A 16964-nucleotide genomic window follows, 5' to 3' on the forward strand; every position below is an offset into this window, starting at 1 on the left:
GGTATTTGGTCAGCCACGGGCATTACTCCATTTCTTCTCGACCGGCGCGAACAGAGCGCAGCACTCGTCACATTCATGCGGGGGGATTGGCGGGCGGGCGGCGCAGAGGTGGGTCATGCGGCACCTGTCATGGCCATCGGGCCAGACACGATCGAAAGGCTGTCGTCGGGATCGCCACCAAGATCGCGGACCTGCTGCTTCAGGCGATTAATCCGCTTGTGCAAATTGCCAATTTCACGCTTGAGCGGGTTATGAGGCGGGAATGGCACATCATAGCCAAGCGTGACTAAGCGCGCTTCAACCCAGCGCAGCGCCATTTTGGTGTAGGCCAGCTTGCCGGCCGCCGCGTCCACGTCCAGCCCGGCAATCTCCTTAGCGCGCAGGAACTCCTGCATCTCGGACGCCTTCTCTTCGATCGCGGTATACCAGCCGGCCAGAAGAAGGCCGTCCGTCTGCGCATTCACAAAGGAACGAGACAGGTCGGGGATGGCGTCATAAGCGGCGCTGTCAATGAGGATCTTCATTCCCCCGCCTCCCCCATGTCCTCATCCCCGCGCTTCTCACCAGCGTTGGGGTCAAGGGTGGTGGTGTCGATGGCGTCCTCCAGCATATCGAGCTTGCTCTTGCCGGGTGCGTCCGTCTCGACACGCGGGAATTCGTCGTCGGCAAGAATTTCGCCACGCTTGATGCTGCGGTAGCTGATCTCAAGATTGGCGAGGTCGACCGAGGTGAAGTTGCTGGTGGAACCCAGCTTTCCTTCGATGCGGCTGCGGTCAATGCCCAGTTTGGCAAAGGCGGTTAACGCCTCAGCAACGCGCTTACTCAGCGGCACCTCAGCGTTGCCAGTCTCCAGCGTGCGGCGGCATTCATCCGACGCAGCCTGGACCAGATACTTCGGCAGGATGGCGAAGATGCATTCCCGCAAGCGGCGGGCGCCCATGTTGGCGTTGTTCTCATAGATGTCGCGAACGTCGGTCAGACGCTCGGCACCGCCACGCTTGTCCCGAAGGTGCGGCACGATGAAGGTCAGACTCGATCGGGCATTCGTCTCCAGATCCCAGGCGATCGCCATCATTTCCGACGAGCCACCTTCGTCGTCCCGGCTCAGCTCGGCAATCTTGTAGTCGATGTTGCCCCAGCAACGCGCCAGTTCGCGAGCGAGGTGGATCGTCTCACCGCTGACCGAGCCGCCAGCGCGCGGGAACTTGAAGAAGGCGTTTTCCGCCACCTCCTTGGTCCGGCAGCTTTCCAGCGCCTCGTTCAGCGCCTTCACCTTGTCGCGGGGATGGCTCTGCGCCACGACGACGGCTGCCTGAACCTCCGCGATCGCGCGCGACTGCTCGATGGTGGTAGCCTGCGACTTGGCAATGCCCTTGGGCTGGTTGCCTGTGCCAAGAATATCAGCGGCAGTGCGCTGGCGGGGAGCAATTTGCGTGGCCATTATGCGGCTCCTTCAAGGGTTTCGAGGTGGAAGAAGACACGACGGCAGGCAGTCACATCGACCATTGCGTCGTGCGCGCCATCGAGGTCTTCATTGAAAAAATGCCGGATGCACTCTTCAAGCTTCGGAGGTTTGGGCTTATCGAAACCGGCCGCCAGCATCCGTTCGGTGGGAGGCAGGTTCACGATCGGGGTTGCCGCTTCCATCGTGCAGAACAGCGGTTTGGCAAGGCGGCGTACTTCGCCGTGACGGCGGAAAATCTCAGCCTCCACCACGCCCTTGTCGAACTTGATGTTATGCGCGACTACCCTGTCAGCCAGCCGATACAGATGGCTGAACAAGTGCATTGCAATTTCCGGCTCAATGCCCCGCTCGTCAGCAATCTGTGTCGTGATGCCGTGAACTTCAGATGCCTGGGTGGGGATGGCCACACCGTTGTCGATGATGACCGAGAACGACATGACTTCCTCACCGACATTATCGGTTAACGAGGCTGCTAACTGGACGATATGCGGCTGCGACGGATGATTGACCGGCTGACGGTCATTGAAGAACCCCGTCGTTTCGGTGTCGAAGAACAGGATCACGCGGCGATCTCCTTGACGGTGAACCGGCGATGAGGCGCGCGGCCCTTGAGGGTCTGTCCGACCATCGCCTGAGTGATGATCTTGGCGGGCGATCCAGCGACCAGCGGCGCGCGACAGACATAGCCTTCGACCAAGCCGCTGGTGTTGTTGCCCAGCTTCTCCAGCATCTCTGACTTCGCGGCCTCGACACGGGCGGAAGCCTCCTTCTCGGCTTCCTTGGCGTCGAGGAACTCCTGCAATAGCTCGGGCATCCGGTTGTCCATCCGGAGGTCGATCACCGTGTCAGCCGGGTCATTGAACAATTCGCTGATGACGTGGCCGTCGCGGGCGTACTGCGCTTTGGGCTCGCGGTTGGCGTGCACGTCAGCCCAGAAGGCTTCAACGCGGCGTTCCGTCTCAGCGTACAGTTTAGGCCGGAAGTCGTACTGGAAGCGCTCCAGATCGCTATTCCCGCCCATCACGAACGCGATCACGTCGAAGTGAGGCGTCTTGCACAGACCAGCATAGGTATTCGGCTGGATCAGGTACTGCGAAGGCGGCTCATCACCCCACTTCTTGCGCTCCAGCCAGTCGACCGTCTTGATTTCCAGCGTGACTTCCGCCTGGCGCTCAGGGCACCACACGTTCCTGTCGGGATGACCGCCAAGGCCTTTGCCATTGGTGACACGCTTCGGACGTTCGAGCGGCTGATAGCCCCACCGTTCGCAGGCCTCTTGAACAATCAGTTCTTCCAGCTTCACACCCCAATGAATGCGGGCGTTGACCGGCGTGCCGTCCGGGTTGCGGGCATTGAACTCTGGCGTCGCGATCGTGCCCTTTTTCCGGTGGAACAGCTCGAACTTGGTCAGCCACGGACTGGCATCGAACAGCGCGGCCACCTCCCCGGCGCCCACGACAGAAGCGCGGAAAGCCTCGTCGCTTAGGGACAGGTCGACGGCGCTCACAGCACCCACCAAAGGACAGCGAGCCCCCCGAACAGCAGGATCATGACAGCGAGGTCACCAGCGACACGCCACGCGGTCCACGGGCGTCCGGTTTCGTCATAAAAGCGAGGTTCGGCCCGTTCGCGCTGTGCGTCGGTCATCGGCGCGGCCCACGTGTGATCGCGGCCGGTGCGGGTGATGCGAAGCGCGCTCATGCTGCCTGCTCCTGGCGGGCGGCAAGCATGGCGTCGGCGACCGCGTAAGCATCCAGTGCGGCGCTTGCCATCGGCGTTTTATCGGCGCGCACACTATGCTGACCTTGCGCCATAGCGATAAGCGTCGGGCCGATTGCCTGCCCCGCGAAGTAATCGCGCAGCGTCATGCCATATTCAGCGTGCCAGCCGCTTTTGTCATCGGCGGGGCACGGAAACGCGCTCGGGTTCTCCACCGCGCTCATGCCGACACCTGCCTAGTGTTGTTGGCAATGGCCGCATATTGTGCAGCCTGCTCTTGCTGTGCCGCGATCTGTGCATCGCTGAGATACCAGCCGCGATCATCACGACGGCGCGGCGCCTTGAACGGCCGCAACTCGCGTTCCAGCTTGATATTCAGATTGCTCAGCGTCGTGATCTTGGTCGACTGCTCGGCAAGGTCTTCCTCAAGCGCGAGGATCGTCTGCGCCTTCAGCGACGCCAGCTCGCTCGCATTCTTCAGCTGCAATTCAAGCCGCGCGATCCGCTCCAGCAGACCGTTCTCCGTCATCGCATGGGCCGCCATTGCGCGGTCGTGCGTGGACTTCAGCATAATCATCATGCGTCCTTTCCGGTGGCGAGGGTGATGGCGGCGAGTGCTGCGGCCCATTCACGGGACCAGTCACCGTCAGTGTCAGTGGATTTTGCGACAAGCCCTTCCAGCGCCTCCAGCAGCGTCGGGCTGGCTGCGATTAGGCGGGCGTTGGCGATGCGCTCTTCATCGCTAGGAACCCGGTAGGGCTCAGCCTGCGCGCAGCGGATCGGGTCAGCGACCTTGCAGTCCTTCGACCACACGTTCCAGCTGTTACAGGCTTGCGCGTGCCAAGGCCCCGGCGTGAAACTATACTCAGTCATCACAGCTCTCCCTCTTGGGACCAGCGCGCCGCCTGCTTGGCGTTCAGCGCGGCCATGCCAGCATCGATGTGTGCGTGAATGGAGGCCCGGCGATCTGCCACCTCAGCCTCGAAAGGCCGGGGGTTCTGCCAGTAGGCTTCCAGATCGGGACAGCGCAGGGGCGCGCCGTCGATGAAGGTGATGTAGGTCATCACAGCCCCACTTTCGTCACGCGCCCACCGGCAATGGCGAACAGGGCGTCCGTCATGGCTTCGGGGCTATAGGTGTGGAAACCGAAGCGGTACGGCTTGTCGCCCACCATCGCCCGGCACTCGTCCAGCGTGCGGTTACGGTTTGCGGCCCGCTTCTGGCCCACCACGTCCTGCGCGGTGATTGCGGTGATGGCGGTCATGCGAGCGGTTCCGCTTCATACCGGGCGCGCAGTGCAGCCAGATCAGCTTCCATCTTGGCGATGCTGCGCTGACGTGCTTCGAAATGATGAGCGGCCGAAGTATCCCGGATATGCTGCGGGACGGGAAAGCCGTACATATTGGCCGACTTGATCGCGCCATCAATAAACCATGGGCGGCTCGGCTCGAATTTCTTCCAAGCGACCCCTAGCCATTCACCGACGACGCGCTTGGCTTCTTCTTCGGACGTGCAAGGCTGGCAAACCCTGTTAATGCCCGACCCGTCCCGGTAATCATTAAGACGCCACTCGGTGTCGCCATTGCTGCTGCCAAAAAGGGTTAGCAGCTTGACACCTTTGTCACGGCCATCTTCGCGATAGACGGCAAATTCGTCCCACGTCTTAATGAGGGCGGCGTGTTGGTAGTCGCTGACGACGAAATGCGTGATCTTGCCATCAAGATAGTCGATGAGCCGATCAAATTTCGGAAAATTGGCAAGCTTCTCAATCTGCTGCTTCGCGTCGCGCTCGACCGTATAAACCTCGGAACGAGCTGCGTTGATGCGGGCATTAAGATCAGCGAGCGTCGCCTGCCGCTCCGCAATATCAGCATCGATAGCTGCTACTGGCGCCTTTGCGAAAAGCTCGGATGCCGCGACGACCATGCTGGTCGAAGAGGGGTATTCCTCTTCCTCGTCGTAATGCTCAACAGTGAGCATTGGGCTGACCAGCAGCCGCTCGTCGGTGAGCAGTTCGCGGATGTAGAGCTTGGCACCGTCACGCGAGAATGCGTAACCGCCCGGCTCCATCTTCGTCTCTTGAGTATCCTGGGGCATGTCCACCTCCTGATTTCATCCTCGGCCTGCGTCGCACTCGCAGGCTCCGGGGAAGTCAGGCGGCGGCCAGACCGCGGGCTTGCAGCAGCTTGCGCGTGCGTGCCGACACAGCGACACGACGGCCGGTCTTGGTGATGTGGACGTAGAAGCCCTGCGCCATCAGCTTCATCGTGACGCCATGGGTCTCACGACCGGGGCGACCCCAAATCTGGCTGCCACGGGGATAAGGGAGTGGTGCGGTGTTGGTCTGCGTCATGGGTGCCTCCGTTGATGGGAGGAATATGCACCTGACGCATATTGGCGTCAATCTATAAAATGCACTACACGCATATTTTTATCGCAGGCACGCCAACGGACCGCCACCAAAGCATGGCGGCGGCTTGTAGGAAAGCTTAAATTGAGGGCCTAGAAAGCTATTCGGGTCAGCTATCGGTGCCGGTGCGCACCAGCGTCTTCGCGACTTCTACAATCTGCGCACGCTGTCCCGGCTTGGCTTGATCCCATACGGACCAAATAGCGTCTTTATCGGTCGGGTCACGCATTAGAAGGTCGGCTACCGTGCAGCCGTACATGTCAGCCAGCGCTTCCAGCAGATCCTGATTATAGGGCTGCTGCCCCTTCTCGATGCGCCCGAGCTGGGGCTGCGAAATATGCAGCTCCTCCGCGACCGCCTCAAGCGTGCGGCCGGGCTTTAGCCTTCTCCACTCACGGAGAAACGTCTTTTTACGCGTACCGTTTGCCATGGCTGCATTATGCGCCAGGCTTTTGCCGCATTCGATTAGCGCAGGTGCATAAATATGCTTGACCTGCATATGCATCACATGCATATTTCTGCTCATGACGCTAGACACTTACTTGTCCGCCAAGGCGATCACGGAGCCCGCCTTCGCTGCTCTGGTCGGCATTGACCAGTCCACCGTCAATCGCGTTCGACGTGGGGCTATACCCTCTGCTGCCGTGATGCGCAGGATTTGCGCTGCGACGAATGGCGCAGTCACGCCGAACGACATTTTTGGTATCACGCCAGTAGCTACCCGCAAGGGCCGCGCTGCATGACGAAAGCGATCCTCTCCGACCTCGCCCGCGCCAAGGTGCTGTTCCAAGCCCGCGCGCTCGCTGCCATCATCGGCACCACCCCGCCAGCCCCGACCTGCGCCCACTGCCGCGCGGTCCTCTGTGGCTGCGCTGACCATATCCGGAAAGGCTGAGACATGGACATCTTCATTCCCGTCTTCCTCACGCTGATCGGCCTTTCGCTGGTCGCCATCGCATATCTCGCCTGCACTGCCCCCCTCGGCTGGGAAGACGATCAGGGCTTTCATTTCTGGGTACGCGGTCACTTTGTCCATGGGGAGGGCCAATAATCATGGCTGACGCCCATGTCGTTCTGTCCATTACGGACATATCGGAAGAAGAATTCCATCCACTTATGGTCCTTGGACTTTTGCGGGTAGAGCGCGCTCTTGGTGGGCGTCGCCAGCTTGCCGCAGCAATGGACCTGTCGACCAAGCAGGTCGGCAATATCATGCGGTCGGGCTCGACTGACCCGAAGCGCCTATTCGATACCTGGCAGCACGGGTCGCTGGACGACATTGCGGACCGATATGGCTTTCGCGTCGTGCCGAAGGGCGCCGTCTGCTCCAGCGATGTGGGCCGGTCGTCTCTGACCGTTTTGGGCCTTCTGCAAAAGCTGATGGAAGCCGAGGCAGACGGCAAAATCGACCACAGCGAGAAGCTCGGCATGGAGCCCGATCTGCGGGCCGTGCGATCCTTCATCGACCGGATGCTGGAGGACATCGCCGATCTGCGCCGTCCGCGCGGGGTGGCCGCATGAGCCTAAACCCCAATCAGGTCGCCATTTTCCAGTTTCTTGAAAAGGCCGCGATCCAAGGCGCGCCGTGTCCGCAAAATGTGGACATCGTGGGCGTTACGTCATTCACCCATCCAAAGTCCGTCTGCAAGGCGCTGACTGCTCTGGAAAAAGCCGGGTTCATTTCGATCCGTCTCGATAACAACCGGCGCGCGATCACGATTTGCAGCACCGGCGCCACGACTGGGCTGACCAATCTCGAAAGTGGGCGGCGGTTCGGACTATCACGCTCGGCTGAAGCGCGTGAAGAGCGGCTCGAGAAGCTATTCGCTTTGCTGAACGATGCGGCCGAAAATGGCTTGCCTTGTCCATTGACGCGTGACCTCGCACCCGCGATCGGATCGCGGTCCGGGTCCAGTATCGATGCGTATCTTCGGATGCTGGCGAATAGCGGAAAAATCGCATTGCGCGGTTTCTCTGGCGGCCGTGTCGTCACGATCGTGGCAACGGGGAAGTCGACAGCAGAGGTCCCTGGCGTCGAATTGACCAGCGAACGGCGTCCGTCAAACGTGACGATCCTTTCGATCATGCCCACCCAGCCCCGCGTTTTCCGTGACCCCTGCCCCGGCTGTGGTGTCCGTATGGACGCCGATCCTGCCATGTGCTGCGATCGTGGGCGCGCTCTGCGGAAGCTGGTCGCATGAACGCGATCACCGAGCAGCCGGTAGCTCCGGACAGCAAGCAGCGCGATAAGCGCATCATCGCAGCGGCCCGCGCCATCTTTACCGAGGCGCTTGAGGCCGGGCAGCGCGGCGAATTCTTCGACCAGGCGTGGCAGGCGAGCACGGCGCGTACGCGGCTCATGCAGCCGTCGCAGTCCGCGATGGCCGCAATCGAGCGCCGCGATCGCACGCTGTATTTCTTCGAGGAAGGGCTGCGCGCGGGAAGCGCTGGCGTGCCTGCCGATCACGCATGGCCCAAGTCATACAGCCTGGTCATCGCCAAGCAGATTACCGAGCGGGTTTATGACATTCCTGCTGGATCAGGCGTCGCCATCGCAGAGCGGATGGGGGTGGCGTTGTGATAGAGCTTCGCGACTATCAGCAGCAGCTTATCGCCGACATCCGTCAGCAGTTTCGCAGCATGGATCGCACCGTGCTTGTCCAGCTCGCAACGGGTGGCGGCAAGACTGTCACGTCAGCCTACATGGTCAAGACTGCCAGCGCGCGCGGTAAGCGGTGCTGGTGGGTCGTGCATCGGCGCGAAATCATTCTGCAAGCGAGCCGTACCTTCTGGTCGATGGAAATCCCCCATGGCCTCATCATGGGAGGATCTATCGGCGATCCAGATGCGATGGTGCAGGTCGGATCAGTGCAGACCCTGGCGCGTCGTATCGGCAAGCTTCCACCGCCCGATCTGATCATCTTTGACGAATGCCACCACATGGGTGCTGAGCAATATCAGGCGATCTATGAAGCGTGCCCGCGTGCCCAGATCGTCGGGCTGACCGCAACCCCTTGGCGGCTTGATGGTCGCGGCTTGGGCCGCTGGTTTGATAGCATGGTGCAAGGCCCCACGCCTGCCGACCTGATGGAGCGTGGCGCTCTTTGTGACTATCGGCTGTATGCCCCGTCATCGGCTGACGTTAGCGGCGTGGCGACGGCTGGCGGCGATTTCAAGCGCGATGACCTAGCCAAAGTCATGGACAAGCCCGCCATTGTCGGTGATGCGGTGGCGCATTACAATCGACTGGCGCCGGGCAAGCGGGCGATCGCATTCGCTGTCTCGGTTGACCACTCCAAGCATATCGCCGCGCAATTTAATGCCGCTGGTATCGCGGCCGCGCACGTCGATGGCAGCATGGACAGCAGCACGCGCGATGTGATCGTGGATGATTTTGCAGCTGGTCGCTTGCAGGTTCTGAGCAATGCCGACCTGTTTGGCGAAGGCTTCGACGTGCCCGCCGTTGAGGCGGTGATCCTGCTACGTCCGACGCAATCGCTATCGCTTCATCTGCAGCAGATCGGCCGCGCGTTGCGTCCGGCCCCACGTAAGCCGCACGCCATCATCTTGGACCATGCTGGCAATGCGATGCGCCACGGCCTACCCGACGATGACCGAGAATGGACGCTGGAGGACCGCAAGAAGCGCAAGCGTGGCGAAAAATCTGAAGTGCCGGTCAAGCAGTGTCCGGAATGCTACCGGGTTCACACGCCCGCGCCTGAATGCCCGCAATGCGGTCATGCCTATGCAGTGCAGAGCCGTGAAATCGAACAGCGGGACGGCGAGCTGGAGGTCGTGGATCTCGACGCGATTCGGGCCAAGAAGCGCACCGAATTGAAGTCCGCCAAGACGCTGGAAGACCTCATCAATCTCGGTCGCCAGCGCAACTACAAATATCCCGCTCAATGGGCTGGACACATCATGCGACAGCGCCAAGCCTGGAGGGCCGCGCGATGACCCATGGCGAACTGGTCAATAAGCTGCTGCTGGCAGTGACACCATTCGGCTTGGCTTGGCCGAACGCGACCGGCTGCGCGAAGGTCGAAGGTCGGATGCTGCGCTATGGCCTACCCGGCAGCGCGGACATTCTCGCATGTGTAGGTGGGCGCATGATCGGTATCGAAGCTAAGGTGGGCCGGGATGCATGGCGCCCGAAGCAGCGCGCCTTTGCGGATGCGCTGACCCGCGCTGGCGGCACCTACATCCTCGCGCGCTCGACGGATGGCACAGGCGATGACGCCGTGACCGCGACCTTGGAGGCTATCCATGGGTGCTGAGCCTATTCCGCTGAACGCCTGGCGCGGCCGGTTGCAGATCGGCGCTAAAGGCGAGCGCAAGACCCTCTACAATCTTATGCTGTACCTCCAGAACCTGCCGGGTTTGGGGTCAGCAATCCGCTACAATGAGCTTAGCGGCGTGGTCGAGTGGAAGGGTGAAGCCATCCGCGACGCCGATTACGTCGACATCCAGATCATGGTCGAGAAGGCCGGTTTTCCGCCAAACAAAACCGATATCCCGGCTGCGATCGCACGCCTCGCGTTTGACCATGCCTATCACCCAATCCGCGATTACCTGAACGGACTGAAGTGGGATGGCGTCAACCGGCTGGACCGGTTCCTGCCGATCCTTTTTGGTGCTGAGGATACGCCGTATGTGCGCGCGATCGGCCCGCGCTGGATGATCGGCGCTGTCGCTCGGGTCTATGAACCCGGCTGCAAGATGGACACCATGCTGGTGTTGGAAGGTCGCCAGGGCCTGAAGAAATCGACCGCTCTGCGCACGCTGTTCGGCGCATCATACTTCGTCGAGATGGTCAACGAGTTGCGCGATCATAAGCGCTTCGTCGAGCAGATCGCAGGCAAGTGGGTTGTGGAGTTTGCCGAGCTTTCCGCACTTCGCAAGGCCGATGTCGAGCTGGTCAAAGCCGTCATCACGATGCAGGTCGATAAGACCCGCCCATCCTACGGTCGGCACACGGTCGAATATCCGCGCCAGTGCGTGCTGGCAGCATCCGTCAATCCGAAAGCAGGTCAAGGCTATCTCACTGACAGCACCGGCAACCGTCGCTTCTGGCCCGTCGCCTGCACCGCGATCGATCTAGACAAGCTGGCCCGCAAGCGTGACCTGCTCTGGGCTGAAGCGGTCAGCCGGTTTCGCGATGGCGAGCAATGGTGGCTGACGGATGAGGAAAACAGCTTGGCTGTGCGCGAGCAGGACGCTCGTATGCAGGGAGACGTGTGGGAAGATACTGTCGCAGCTGGCCTAACGCCCGGCTGGACTTATTCGTCTGCCCAGATCCTCAGCGACATCATCAAGATGCCGATCGAGCGTCACGATCAGCGCGCAAAAGAGCGCGTCGCCGCCATCATGGCCGAATTGGGCTGGACCCAAGCATGGGCGAAAGAGCGTCAGCCAGACGGCCAGCGAAAGAGCGCGCGTGTCTGGAGGCTGGCAGAATGAGCCTGTCCACACCTACCCCTTCAACGCGTGGACATCTGTGGACACGATGTGGACATATGTGGCCGATGCGGTCCTATATTAGGTCCGATTTGATGCATGTCCACGGCCCTGTCCACGCATTGTACACACCGGGGTGTGGACAGCATTTTTCGCAGTTTTCTGCGGCTTCTATACCCCTGTCCACACTGTCCACACCCTATAAGGTAAATAAAGGGAAAGGTGGAAAGAGAGGGGCTGTTACCCCGCTTTCTGAACGTCTGTCGGTTTCGGATAAGGGTGTGGACAGTGTGGGTGTGGACACCGTCCGCACCCCCTACCCCTCCAGCGCGGCTGCCAGTGTGGCGCGGACCCAATCGGGGCCGCGTTGCTCCAGTGCTCGTTTAGTCTCGGGCGTGACCAGCGTGGTATGCCGGACCAAGACCACGCCTGGCGTCAGTGACTTACGCCCCGACCGGCCCTTTACGCCGCCCTTGCCTGGGATGCCGGGCATGTCAGGCGACACCGCTCTGCAGCAGCTCGACGGTGCCAGGGGCAGCGAGAATGTCAGCCGGGTCGCCGATGTAGCTGGTCACGCCCAGATCAATGTCGCCATCTTCGTCGGCAACGCGCGCCGTCAGATCGTCAGCCAAGGTGTACGCGCCACCCTCGTCAGCCGGAGCGTTCATGAGGTCGCTGGCGAGGAAGGTGGCACGGGCAGCGTCGGCGCTGTCAGCAGCGGTCGCCAGGGCCATGAAGAAGCCGCTATTGGTGGCGGTCGCGGTGTAGATCGTGGTCATTTCAGTGTCTCCGTTGCGTCTGATGTTCTAAGTATACTTAAAACATACAGCCGTCAACAGGGTTCCGCAGATTTTTTGCGACAGGAGCATTTTTATGCCCGCGCGGCCTGAGACGGGACTCACTCCGATGCTGATCGGCATGCTGCGCGCGGATACCGCCGCACGCAAGCGGGTCGCAGTCAATCCGGATCCAGTCGCCAGGCGGCATGGTGTGAGCGCGGAGATGGTCGGGTTTTACCTCAAGTATATGGGAGAGAAGTGATGGAAAGAGATTGGCAGGTTGGTCCTGTTCAGATCATCACGACCACTGGGCCGCAGGTTATTGCGGGCTGGGTCAACGGCAATTTCGGCCTCGATTTTCGAGCCATGCTGACTGACGAGGAAGAATGGGACGGCGGCTGGGTTCTCACCCACTTGCCGACTGGTATGGTCGTCCGGCGCATTTTTGCCAATCTCCAGACTGCGCAGGCATATGCTGGAGAGGTCGCAGCTCACGGGGATTGGGACTTCAACGAGGCGACGCCAGACCGGATGAAAGCACTCAGCCCGGTCATTGCTGAGGCCAAGGGCAAGTTTCCGAATGTCACCACTGCCCATCGCGTGTTCGGTGAGATCGCGCCGCGTTACGCCCTCCCCGCCGCGCAGGGGGACGGGGAATGAGGGAAGAACACGACGGCATTCCCGTCAAAATCACCGTCATTGAGTGGGGGCTGATCGTCGCATTCGTGATCGGTGCCATCCTCTATTTCTTCGGAGACGCAATATGAGCGGCAATGATGATCTGGTGCCCGTAACGCAGTCAGATCGCGAGGGTGCCGCACACCGTTGCGGGTGCGCCGCCAAAGCCAAGGCTATCCGTCGCGGCGAGATGGATCACACCGAATTTGTGCAGGGGATCACGAAATACCGGCGCCTGTCGGGAAAGGGTGCAGCATGAGCGACGACCTGAAGGTGGATTGGGCGAAGCCGATCGAGGCGGTGCATGTGGATGGGCGGGTGGTGGCTATGGAGCTGGCAGGCGGTCGATCTGCTTTCGGCTCCATACTTACTCGCCACACTGCTGGGCCGGAAACGAACACGTCGTGGAATGATGATGGGACTGACACTGTAAACCGCTCTGGCTGGCGCATCCGCAACGTCGCTGACGTCCCTTGTAATTTCAAGGCACCCTCCGACGACATCGCCAAGCGGATGGAGGCGTTCATTCGTCATGCAGCAGCCGGACCAATAGCAGATAGCTATGCCATGTACCGTGAGGCCCGAGCGATTGAAGCTTTGATGGACCAACGGGTCGACGCCGATCTGCTAGAAGCGCGCAAGATCGCCAATGCGTCGCGATTGTCTACTGACCCTGACGAGGTAGCGGGCTTTCTGATCGGCAAGTGCGACAAGCATCCGCTCGTCGTGTGCGCACTGGCTGCCATCAAACTCGGTCGGAAGCTTGAGCGCGACAGCAGGGGGGGGTGAATGGGCCGCCCTCCCCTCCCAGCACCGGATGACTTTGCCGACGCCTTCATTCAGCACGGATGGGAGGCGAAAGATATTCTCAACATGGACACGCCGCGCTTCAAGCGGTCGCTGACTGCGTTCGGTGATGACCTGAAGCGCCGTCGCAAAAATTATGTGATGGGCAGGCGACTTTCCTCCCTAAAAGTCGGGCAAAGGCAGGTGTAGTTGGTATGGCGCTATGGAAGACGGCGCCGGTTTAAATAACGATCAGAAAACGCCTCGTCGGGTTGGCGACGGCACGCCTGGTCCCGGCCGCCCCAAGGGCGTTCAGAACAAGAACACGACCCTGCTGAAAGACGCGATCCTGCAAGCCGCGACGCAGGCAGGTGGCGAAGCTGGCCTTGTAGGATATCTTGTCACACAGGCTACAAATAACCCGAACGCATTTATGCCGCTGCTGGGCAAGGTTCTGCCGATGCAGGTCACTGGCGAGGATGGCGGCCCCATCCAAGTGACCCGCATCGAGCTTGTCGCGGTCCAGCCGGAATGACCGTCGCGCAACTTCGCCTCCCCGCCAAGCTCGTGCCGGTCTTCCAAGGCGACGCAGACGTTCGTGGAGCGCATGGCGGGCGTGGGTCGGCCAAGACCCGCTCGTTCGCGCTCATGACCGCTGTACGGGCCTACAAATGGGATATGGAGGGCAGGCAGGGTATTATCCTGTGTGCCCGCCAATTCATGAACTCGCTGTCGGACAGCTCGCTTGAGGAAATCAAGGCGGCGATCCGTGAGACCGAATGGCTCGCACCGCACTTCGACATTGGCGAGACGTACATCCGCACGAAGTCGGGGCGCATCAGCTATTCGTTCGTCGGCCTGTCTCGCAACCTTAACAGCATCAAGTCGAAGTTCCGCATCCTGCTGGCTTGGATCGATGAGGCTGAGCCCGTCACTGAGGAAGCGTGGATCAAGCTGATCCCAACGCTGCGCGAGGAAGACAGCGAGCTTTGGCTGACGTGGAACCCGGAGCGCAAGACCAGTGCGACGAACACGCGGTTCCGTCATGCCAACGACAACGATCGCACGCGCATTGTTGAATTGAATTGGCGCGACAACCCGTGGTTCCCGGACATCCTTGATCGCGTGCGCCAGAAGGATCAGCGCGAGCGGCCCGACCAGTACCCGCATATTTGGGAAGGGGATTTTCTGACCGTCGTGGAGGGAGCCTATTACGCCAAGGCGCTGACCGTGGCCCGTGCTGAGGGTCGTATAGGCCGGGTGGCGGCCGACCCGTTGATGACCATGCGGGCCATCTGGGACATTGGCGGAACCGGCGCGAAGGCAGACGCGACTTCCATCTGGATCGCTCAGTACATCGGCCGCGAAATCCGCTTTCTGGACTATTACGAGGCTGTTGGGCAACCGCTTGCCACGCACGTCCATTGGCTGCGTGAGAAGGGCTACGGCAAGGCTCTGTGTGTCCTGCCGCATGACGGTGCCCAGCACGACAAGATCCAGCAGACGACCTATGAGGGCGCGCTTCAGGAAGCGGGCTTCTCGACGCAGGTCATCCCGAACCAGGGCGCGGGTGCCGCTATGCAGCGTGTTGAGACGGCGAGGCGGCTGTTCCCGCAAATGTGGTTCGATGACGTTCGGTGCGCTGGCGGCTTGGAGGCGATCGGCTGGTATCACGAAAAGCGTGATGAAGAACGCGGCATCGGCCTGGGTCCGAACCATGACTGGTCCAGCCATGGCGCTGACGCATTCGGATTAGCTGCCGTCGCATACGCGCCGCCTCAGCAGGCCCGCACCATCGACTATTCGCAGCTTTCGAGGGGAATCGTGTGATGGTCAAGTTCGACCACGGATATGTTCGTCGTGCCTGGGTGTCATCAGACGGCAAGCAATGGCGGCCTCTCACCTTCATTGAAAACATCCGCTTCGTGCTGACTGGGGCGCTTCCCTATGCTTGACGCCTACCCGCAGGAATTCATCAACTTCCTCATGACCGAACAGGAGCGTGGACGCGATCCGACGCTTGAGGACCGGCGCGCCACGTCGATCAATTTCTACGACGGACGCCCTTATGGCGACGAGGTGGAGGGGCGCAGCCAGGCTGTAACTCGAGATGTTGCCGAGGTAATTGACACTCAGCAGGTCGGCATCCTCAATACGATCCTCGCCAGCGGCAAGGCGGTCGAGTTCGAGAGCGAAACCGAGCAGCAGACCGACGAGAACGGCCAGCCAGCCATGCAGCCAGTCATGGGGCCTGACGGTCAGCCTGCGATGGATGAGCAGGGTCAACCGATCATGCGCCCGGTCATGGTCGACTATGGCGAAGAAGCGACGGCTGCCGTTCGTTACCAATTCCTACGCAAACAGAATGGCTACCGCGTCCTGCACGACGTGCTGAAGGCCGGTCAGATGGAAATGACCGGCATCGTCAAGACCTATGCCGAGCCGCAGCCAGACAAGCGCGAGGACCGCCGCCTGTTGGCTGACGAGCTGGTCGAGCACGACGAATACGGCCTGATGACGGCTGACGGGTTGCGCGTGGTGAGCGCCGACCCGATCGTGGATGGCGACGAGCTTATCTACGACGCGGTGGTGCTGATTCCCCAGCCGCCCGCCTTCTGCGATCGGCCGGTCCCGAACGAGTTTTTCCGCGTCGCCCCCGACGCCACGTCACTGGACGAGGCGATCTACGTCGGTGAGCGGATGCGCAAGACGCTCGGGGATTTGGTCAAGCTGGGCTACGATTCTAAGCAGCTTGGACCGCTGATCGGCAACGGCAACGCCAACACGGTGCTGGAGCACGCTCGTGACGCCAACCGCAGCCAGACGGCCTATTCGGTGGGCCAGCGTGACGGCGCGAACCGGCTGGTCTGGCTGGAGGAGGAATATCCGCTTTACGACCTGAATGGCGACGGCATCGCTGAGCGCCTGTTCGTGCACCGCGTCGGTAACGTCGTGCTGAAGGTCATGGAGGTGGACGAGCAGCCCTATTCGTTGTGGTCGCCATTTCCGCGTCAGCATCGCCTGGTCGGCGACAGCACTGCCGACAAGACGATGGACATTCAGCGCATTCGCTCAGTGCTGCTGCGTCAGGGGCTGGATAGCCAGTATCTGGCGAATAGCCCGCGTACTGTCGTCTCTGAGGACAGCATGACGGTCGATACGATTGATGACCTCCTGACAGTGCGTGCCGGTAGCCTAATCCGACATCGCGGCTCGACGCCGCCCCAGCCTTTCCAGCAGCAGGACACCAGCGCCAACGCGTTCAACGGCATGGAGATGATGTCGGCTGAGCGTGAAAGCCGGACCGGCGTTACCCGTCAGTCGCAGGGTCTGAACCCCGACACGATGAACAAAACGGCGTCGGGTCTTGCCATGAACATGGCGCAGTCGCAGCAGATCGAGCAGTACGTAACGCGCAACTTCGCGGAGTTCATCGTCGCGCCGATGTTCGCCAAGCGCTACCGGCTCATGCGGCGCTACGGCCAGCCATTCCGCATGAAGATCGAAGGCAAGTACCGCACCGTCGATCCGCGTCGCTGGCCCGAAGACATCGACATGAACATCAATGTTGGTCTGGGCACAGGCAACAAGGACCAGAAGCTAACGTTCCGCACGGCGCTGCTGCAATTCCAGCGCGAGTGCATGATGGGCGGCCTGCCGATCGTCACGC

32 protein-coding genes are annotated in these 16964 nt (G+C 61.0%); 18 read left to right on the top strand and 14 right to left on the bottom strand.

The features are described 5' to 3' along the window. Nucleotides 1-113 precede the first annotated feature (113 nt). The 13 genes from SP5_RS12775 to SP5_RS18555 all read right to left on the bottom strand — a co-directional run bounded on the left by SP5_RS12775 (nucleotide 114) and on the right by SP5_RS18555 (nucleotide 6120). A complete protein-coding gene (locus tag SP5_RS12775) occupies nucleotides 114-524 on the bottom strand; it encodes a hypothetical protein (RefSeq protein WP_042489274.1) in 411 nt (136 codons plus the stop codon). Continuing rightward, nucleotides 521-1441: a hypothetical protein gene (locus SP5_RS12780; protein WP_174435541.1), complete on the bottom strand. Its 921-nt coding sequence runs from the start codon at nucleotides 1439-1441 to the stop codon at nucleotides 521-523. Before SP5_RS12780 ends, SP5_RS12775 begins: the two co-directional genes overlap by 4 nt. Continuing rightward, on the bottom strand, nucleotides 1441-2028 hold the full coding sequence (locus tag SP5_RS12785) for a 3'-5' exonuclease (protein ID WP_042489277.1): 588 nt from the start codon (nucleotides 2026-2028) through the stop codon (nucleotides 1441-1443). Before SP5_RS12785 ends, SP5_RS12780 begins: the two co-directional genes overlap by 1 nt. Next, the gene (locus SP5_RS12790) at nucleotides 2025-2972 is read right to left on the bottom strand and encodes a YqaJ viral recombinase family protein (protein WP_245613489.1); all 948 of its coding nucleotides are present in this window, start codon (nucleotides 2970-2972) and stop codon (nucleotides 2025-2027) included. The genes SP5_RS12785 and SP5_RS12790 overlap by 4 nt, the downstream gene beginning before the upstream one ends. Continuing rightward, a complete protein-coding gene (locus SP5_RS12795) occupies nucleotides 2969-3166 on the bottom strand; it encodes a hypothetical protein (protein WP_042489281.1) in 198 nt (65 codons plus the stop codon). The genes SP5_RS12790 and SP5_RS12795 overlap by 4 nt, the downstream gene beginning before the upstream one ends. After that, the gene (locus tag SP5_RS12800) at nucleotides 3163-3408 is read right to left on the bottom strand and encodes a hypothetical protein (RefSeq protein WP_042489284.1); all 246 of its coding nucleotides are present in this window, start codon (nucleotides 3406-3408) and stop codon (nucleotides 3163-3165) included. The genes SP5_RS12795 and SP5_RS12800 overlap by 4 nt, the downstream gene beginning before the upstream one ends. Next, nucleotides 3405-3764 (bottom strand): hypothetical protein, encoded by a 360-nt coding sequence (locus SP5_RS12805; protein ID WP_042489286.1) that lies wholly within the window; start codon nucleotides 3762-3764, stop codon nucleotides 3405-3407. Before SP5_RS12805 ends, SP5_RS12800 begins: the two co-directional genes overlap by 4 nt. Then, nucleotides 3761-4057: an XkdD/Y8K6 family phage-associated protein gene (locus SP5_RS12810; protein ID WP_157013719.1), complete on the bottom strand. Its 297-nt coding sequence runs from the start codon at nucleotides 4055-4057 to the stop codon at nucleotides 3761-3763. Before SP5_RS12810 ends, SP5_RS12805 begins: the two co-directional genes overlap by 4 nt. Continuing rightward, entirely contained in the window at nucleotides 4057-4248 is a 192-nt protein-coding gene (locus SP5_RS12815) for a hypothetical protein (RefSeq protein ID WP_042489292.1), read from the bottom strand. Before SP5_RS12815 ends, SP5_RS12810 begins: the two co-directional genes overlap by 1 nt. Then, nucleotides 4248-4448, bottom strand: a complete 201-nt coding sequence (locus SP5_RS12820) for a hypothetical protein (protein ID WP_042489296.1) — start codon at nucleotides 4446-4448, stop codon at nucleotides 4248-4250. The genes SP5_RS12815 and SP5_RS12820 overlap by 1 nt, the downstream gene beginning before the upstream one ends. Continuing rightward, nucleotides 4445-5281, bottom strand: a complete 837-nt coding sequence (locus tag SP5_RS12825) for a hypothetical protein (RefSeq protein WP_042489299.1) — start codon at nucleotides 5279-5281, stop codon at nucleotides 4445-4447. Before SP5_RS12825 ends, SP5_RS12820 begins: the two co-directional genes overlap by 4 nt. 55 nt (nucleotides 5282-5336) lie before the next feature. Further along, on the bottom strand, nucleotides 5337-5537 hold the full coding sequence (locus SP5_RS12830) for a hypothetical protein (protein WP_042489303.1): 201 nt from the start codon (nucleotides 5535-5537) through the stop codon (nucleotides 5337-5339). Between the two features lie 166 nt (nucleotides 5538-5703). Beyond that, nucleotides 5704-6120, bottom strand: a complete 417-nt coding sequence (locus SP5_RS18555) for a helix-turn-helix domain-containing protein (protein WP_052811539.1) — start codon at nucleotides 6118-6120, stop codon at nucleotides 5704-5706. On the opposite strand from SP5_RS18555, the gene SP5_RS20075 reads away from it, so the two are divergent. The 9 genes from SP5_RS20075 to SP5_RS12870 are packed head-to-tail and all read left to right on the top strand — an operon-like array spanning nucleotide 6119 to nucleotide 11054. Next, a complete protein-coding gene (locus SP5_RS20075; protein WP_042489306.1) occupies nucleotides 6119-6337 on the top strand; it encodes a helix-turn-helix domain-containing protein in 219 nt (72 codons plus the stop codon). The genes SP5_RS18555 and SP5_RS20075 overlap by 2 nt on opposite strands. Next, nucleotides 6334-6489, top strand: coding sequence for a hypothetical protein (locus tag SP5_RS20080; RefSeq protein WP_157013720.1), 156 nt, complete (start codon nucleotides 6334-6336; stop codon nucleotides 6487-6489). The genes SP5_RS20075 and SP5_RS20080 overlap by 4 nt, the downstream gene beginning before the upstream one ends. A gap of 3 nt (nucleotides 6490-6492) precedes the next feature. Further along, nucleotides 6493-6645 carry a hypothetical protein gene (locus tag SP5_RS20085; RefSeq protein WP_157013721.1) on the top strand — a complete coding sequence of 51 codons (153 nt, stop codon included), beginning with the start codon at nucleotides 6493-6495 and terminating at the stop codon, nucleotides 6643-6645. Nucleotides 6646-6647: 2 nt separating this feature from the next. Then, nucleotides 6648-7115 carry a hypothetical protein gene (locus SP5_RS12845; RefSeq protein WP_157013722.1) on the top strand — a complete coding sequence of 156 codons (468 nt, stop codon included), beginning with the start codon at nucleotides 6648-6650 and terminating at the stop codon, nucleotides 7113-7115. Continuing rightward, nucleotides 7112-7795, top strand: coding sequence for a helix-turn-helix domain-containing protein (locus tag SP5_RS12850; protein WP_042489311.1), 684 nt, complete (start codon nucleotides 7112-7114; stop codon nucleotides 7793-7795). Before SP5_RS12845 ends, SP5_RS12850 begins: the two co-directional genes overlap by 4 nt. After that, entirely contained in the window at nucleotides 7792-8175 is a 384-nt protein-coding gene (locus SP5_RS12855; RefSeq protein ID WP_042489314.1) for a hypothetical protein, read from the top strand. Before SP5_RS12850 ends, SP5_RS12855 begins: the two co-directional genes overlap by 4 nt. After that, nucleotides 8172-9551: a DEAD/DEAH box helicase gene (locus tag SP5_RS12860; RefSeq protein ID WP_052811540.1), complete on the top strand. Its 1380-nt coding sequence runs from the start codon at nucleotides 8172-8174 to the stop codon at nucleotides 9549-9551. Before SP5_RS12855 ends, SP5_RS12860 begins: the two co-directional genes overlap by 4 nt. Beyond that, nucleotides 9548-9871 (top strand): hypothetical protein, encoded by a 324-nt coding sequence (locus SP5_RS12865; RefSeq protein WP_042489318.1) that lies wholly within the window; start codon nucleotides 9548-9550, stop codon nucleotides 9869-9871. Before SP5_RS12860 ends, SP5_RS12865 begins: the two co-directional genes overlap by 4 nt. After that, nucleotides 9861-11054, top strand: coding sequence for a virulence-associated E family protein (locus SP5_RS12870; RefSeq protein ID WP_052811541.1), 1194 nt, complete (start codon nucleotides 9861-9863; stop codon nucleotides 11052-11054). The genes SP5_RS12865 and SP5_RS12870 overlap by 11 nt, the downstream gene beginning before the upstream one ends. Before the next feature lie 491 nt (nucleotides 11055-11545). Here SP5_RS12870 and SP5_RS12875 read toward each other — a convergent pair whose 3' ends face one another. Further along, complete coding sequence (locus tag SP5_RS12875; protein WP_042489321.1) at nucleotides 11546-11830, bottom strand: hypothetical protein; 285 nt, start codon at nucleotides 11828-11830, stop codon at nucleotides 11546-11548. 127 nt (nucleotides 11831-11957) lie between these two features. Between SP5_RS12875 and SP5_RS19905 the strand changes: the two genes are divergently transcribed. From SP5_RS19905 to SP5_RS12905, 9 genes are all read left to right on the top strand, one after another. Then, nucleotides 11958-12092, top strand: a complete 135-nt coding sequence (locus SP5_RS19905; RefSeq protein ID WP_281177326.1) for a hypothetical protein — start codon at nucleotides 11958-11960, stop codon at nucleotides 12090-12092. Further along, entirely contained in the window at nucleotides 12092-12490 is a 399-nt protein-coding gene (locus tag SP5_RS12880) for a hypothetical protein (RefSeq protein WP_042489323.1), read from the top strand. Before SP5_RS19905 ends, SP5_RS12880 begins: the two co-directional genes overlap by 1 nt. A 103-nt stretch (nucleotides 12491-12593) precedes the next feature. Further along, entirely contained in the window at nucleotides 12594-12767 is a 174-nt protein-coding gene (locus tag SP5_RS19250) for a hypothetical protein (protein ID WP_157013723.1), read from the top strand. Beyond that, on the top strand, nucleotides 12764-13297 hold the full coding sequence (locus SP5_RS12885) for a hypothetical protein (protein WP_042489326.1): 534 nt from the start codon (nucleotides 12764-12766) through the stop codon (nucleotides 13295-13297). The genes SP5_RS19250 and SP5_RS12885 overlap by 4 nt, the downstream gene beginning before the upstream one ends. After that, nucleotides 13298-13504: a hypothetical protein gene (locus SP5_RS12890; RefSeq protein WP_042489330.1), complete on the top strand. Its 207-nt coding sequence runs from the start codon at nucleotides 13298-13300 to the stop codon at nucleotides 13502-13504. A gap of 13 nt (nucleotides 13505-13517) precedes the next feature. Beyond that, the gene (locus tag SP5_RS12895) at nucleotides 13518-13829 is read left to right on the top strand and encodes a hypothetical protein (RefSeq protein ID WP_042489335.1); all 312 of its coding nucleotides are present in this window, start codon (nucleotides 13518-13520) and stop codon (nucleotides 13827-13829) included. Then, entirely contained in the window at nucleotides 13826-15124 is a 1299-nt protein-coding gene (locus SP5_RS12900; RefSeq protein ID WP_042489337.1) for a PBSX family phage terminase large subunit, read from the top strand. Before SP5_RS12895 ends, SP5_RS12900 begins: the two co-directional genes overlap by 4 nt. After that, complete coding sequence (locus tag SP5_RS19910; RefSeq protein ID WP_281177327.1) at nucleotides 15124-15249, top strand: hypothetical protein; 126 nt, start codon at nucleotides 15124-15126, stop codon at nucleotides 15247-15249. Before SP5_RS12900 ends, SP5_RS19910 begins: the two co-directional genes overlap by 1 nt. Next, nucleotides 15242-16964, top strand: a 1723-nt coding sequence (locus SP5_RS12905) for a portal protein (RefSeq protein WP_052811542.1), incomplete at its 3' end; no start/stop codon positions are given. The genes SP5_RS19910 and SP5_RS12905, both read left to right, overlap by 8 nt.

The organism is Sphingomonas parapaucimobilis NBRC 15100 (genome assembly GCF_000787715.1).
Taxonomy (GTDB): Bacteria; Pseudomonadota; Alphaproteobacteria; order Sphingomonadales; family Sphingomonadaceae; genus Sphingomonas; species Sphingomonas parapaucimobilis.